A 2515-nucleotide genomic window follows, 5' to 3' on the forward strand; every position below is an offset into this window, starting at 1 on the left:
CCACGAACTGGCGGTTTACCCTGTCGCTTGCCGCAACGTCTTTCCGGCTGACCGTAGTCCGCACTTTTTTACCCCGAAGAACTCCGGCCAGACCCATAGCCTTCATCAGTCGCGCGATGGTGCATCTTGCCACGCTGAAGCCCTCACGCTGCAACTGCCTCCAGACTTTACGGATGCCATAGACGCTGTAGTTTTCGTCATACACTCGTTGTAATTCCGGTTTCAGCTGGTCGTCACGGTGGTCACGCTGACTACGTTTCTCCGGATGCTGGCGGTATTCACGGTGCCGGTAGTACGTCGACGGGGCGATACTCAGCTCATGACATACCGGTCCGACCCCGTGACTACCGCTGAGGGTATCCAGCAGCGGCATTATTTTTTCCACAGACGGTCGTACTCCGCCTTCGCAAAATAAGCCGAGGCCTGGCGCAGAATATCGTTGCTGCGCCGCAGCTCACGAACCTCCTGCTCCAGCTCTTTGAGTCGCTGACGCTCATCGCCTGTGAGCCCGCCATCCCCTGCACCATTATTGCGTTCATGTCGACGCAGCCAGGCTCTGAGTGTGTCGGGACTACAGCCAATTTTTAGCGCGATGGAGTTGATGGCGGCATGTTCAGCGTGATATTCACTGCGCTGTTCCAGCAGCATTCGGACAGCCCGCTCACGCAGCTCTGGTGGGTAACGGTTTGCTCGTTTGGATGTCATTTCGGGTCTCCTTTCACTGAGAGTTTAGTCTCCCGAAAACCCTTTACGGTTCAAGGATTTACTGCCGGCAAAGGCCATTGTTCATCCAGTCAACAGGTGAGAGCCACATCTGCATGAGCGACCGGAAAGGACGTTATTTACTTCGGCGCGAGTTTTTTAAAGTGCGGATGACAGTATTAATACCAATTTTGAACGTCCTTGCGTTATCGCGGACACCTGCACAATTGAACGCCATTTCGGTAATTTGTTCTTTGACACCAGGCTTACGGGCTTCATAGGTATAAGTAGCAGAAACACGCGGTGACAGTCACGACAGCGAAACCGGTCAGGCCATGACGGCAAACCTGAGCAGACTGACAACGGGGACAGTGAACTGTAATGCTGGCCATGAAACACTTCAAACGCAGGGATTATACATTAATTCAGATAATTAGAGGTACCACTAAAAACCCATTGCTCATGTAATTTTTGTTAACTCTACCTCACGATAGCGTAGCCAAGAATAATATCATGCTTTATATTTAATTCGATTTTACTGACAGCTTTATTTTTTTTTGTTATAATGTAAAGGCATAAATTTAATGCATCAATGTAATAAAGTAAAATTATTTATGAGGGAATTATTTTGGCCAGAAAAACCCCTGAAGAATCTCAAAAGACTAGAGACGAAATATTAAATTCAGCAGAGCGTGTTTTTGTTTCTTTTGGTGTGGGTGAGAGTACGATAAATCATATTGCGTTAGACTCCGGATTTTCACGTGGTGCCATCTATGGCCACTACACCAATAAAATAGATATTTGTTTATCCGTTATCCATAGGGCTCTCAAGGATGAGCGGCCACTAAAGAATGATATAAAAATTGATGTTTTACAATATTTGCTTTCTTCAGCACTGTTCTATTTAAGAGAAATAACAAAGCCAGGTTCAATTACAAATGTTATCGAAATAATATATTTCAAAACCGAGAAATCAGATGAGAACACTCCAATATTGCGCTGGAGGAAATTCATAGATAAGTTTATTCTACATAAGATAAAATTAGTTTTAAAAAGAGCTGTATTATCTGGGGAGTTACCAAAAAACCTAGATTTAAACCTATGTAGTTTCTATCTTAGCGCAACTTTCGAGGGTGTCTATGATACTTGCAAATGGTTATATAAAGATGTGGATGATGATGTAATTAGTAAGTTAGAACGAGTTTTAAGGTTTGCCATCTTTAATTTGAAGGAGTCTTGTTGTAATGGTGTCATGAAAAAATAACATTACTATATCTTATTTTCTAAAACCTACACAGGGCAGAAGTAGTTCATTATTTTCGAGCCAGTGAAGTTCAGCTGGCTGTTATACTTAATAAAAATTTGGTGAGGTGGGTTTTATTTTAATCTCCTCACCCTAACTTCTCACAATTCACCCCATATTATTAAAGGGTTAAGACAGCATAGTGAATCGCCTGCAGTGACCCTGAACCCGTAGACAAATCTGGCCTATATTTTGACTGGACTGACCCCACGACAGTAGACAAATTCTGTCCTCACGACCAAGCCTGTTCAAAAGCCTCCGGACTGACGCCGCCGAGATGGCTGTGGCGCCGGGACCGGTTATAGAAGACTTCAATGTAATCGAAGATATCGGCCCGGGCCAGATCCCGGGTTTTATAGATGCGTTTTCTGATCCGTTCTTTTGGTTGCGTCGCATTAGCGTAAGCAAGTTAGCAACAGTTGTGCTGCCGAATTTTCATTCAACCAATAAATAAAATTGTTCCGCGGGAGACAACCCTTCACTTTGCGGATGTTGATATTGTCCTTTTCG

At 44.4% G+C, this 2515-nt stretch carries 1 protein-coding gene, 3 pseudogenes and 1 other annotated feature; of the genes and pseudogenes, 1 reads left to right on the plus strand and 3 read right to left on the minus strand.

The annotated features are described in order from the left end of the window. Positions 1-705 (minus strand): annotated as a pseudogene (locus tag ACMV5I_RS29315) (IS3 family transposase); the annotation flags it as partial. Further along, positions 302-418, minus strand: a sequence feature (AL1L pseudoknot). Its footprint overlaps the pseudogene before it by 117 nt. 92 nt (positions 706-797) lie before the next feature. Then, positions 798-1094 (minus strand): annotated as a pseudogene (locus ACMV5I_RS29320) (IS1-like element transposase); the annotation flags it as partial. A gap of 236 nt (positions 1095-1330) precedes the next feature. Between ACMV5I_RS29320 and ACMV5I_RS29325 the strand changes: the two are divergent. Then, entirely contained in the window at positions 1331-1966 is a 636-nt protein-coding gene (locus ACMV5I_RS29325; RefSeq protein ID WP_414825952.1) for a TetR family transcriptional regulator, read from the plus strand. Between the two features lie 271 nt (positions 1967-2237). Here the strand turns inward: ACMV5I_RS29325 and ACMV5I_RS29330 are convergent. Then, a pseudogene (locus ACMV5I_RS29330) lies at positions 2238-2387 on the minus strand (IS3 family transposase); the annotation flags it as partial. Between the last annotated feature and the right edge of the window lie 128 nt (positions 2388-2515).

Source organism: Serratia sp. T13T92 (assembly GCF_047530105.1).
GTDB lineage: Bacteria > Pseudomonadota > Gammaproteobacteria > Enterobacterales > Enterobacteriaceae > Chania > Chania fonticola.